Raw genomic sequence first — 691 nt, 5'->3', positions numbered from 1 at the left:
GCGCCCGGTCGGCCTGCAGCCGAAACGCCGCACCGCCTTCAACATTCCATCGCCCGCAGGGGTCGACATATCGGACTGGCCGCTGGTCAACGATGTCGGCGCCGAATTCTATTTCAAGCCGGATGCCGGGCAGCTGTTCGTCTCGCCGGCCGATGCGACGCCGTCGGTGCCGATGGATGCTTATGCCGAGGACATCGACGTCGCCATCGGCGCCGAGCGTCTCGAAAGGGTGACCACGATCGAGGTGCAGCGCGTGTCGCGCTCCTGGGCGGGCTTGCGGACCTTCGTCGCCGACGGATCGCCGGTGGTCGGGCCGGATGATGAGGTTCCAGACTTTATCTGGCTGGTCGGGCAGGGCGGTTACGGCATCAAGACCTCACCGGCGCTGTCGCGCGTCTGTGCCAGTCTGATCGCCGGCAAGGGTTTTCCGGACGATGTCGCTAGGCAGGGCGTTTCGATGGACGATCTCACGCCACACCGGCTGCGCGGCGTCGATCCTCAAGCCAGGCAGGTTGCTTGATGAGCAGTGCCGCGCTGACTGGCGGCGGCAGGCTGGCCGGGCATCTGCTGGAGAGGCTTGCGCAAGCCACGGCCGACCCACCGGGCGTAACCCGCGCGGCTTATGGGCCCGGCGAGCGTTTTGCCCACGCCCTCATTCGCGACGAAGCCGAGCAGCTCGGCGCCACGGCGC

1 protein-coding gene is annotated in these 691 nt (G+C 67.6%); it reads left to right on the top strand.

Annotated elements, in window-relative coordinates; genetic code table 11:
* Positions 1-520: FAD-binding oxidoreductase (locus EN984_RS36700; protein ID WP_164766022.1), on the top strand; the 520-nt coding region annotated here is incomplete at its 5' end.
* Between the last annotated feature and the right edge of the window lie 171 nt (positions 521-691).

The sequence above is a fragment of the Mesorhizobium sp. M7A.F.Ca.CA.004.12.1.1 genome, from assembly GCF_003997835.1.
Classification (GTDB): Bacteria; Pseudomonadota; Alphaproteobacteria; order Rhizobiales; family Rhizobiaceae; genus Mesorhizobium.
The sequence above is the reverse complement of the archived record's forward strand: the minus strand, read 5'-3'. Positions and strand labels throughout refer to the sequence as shown.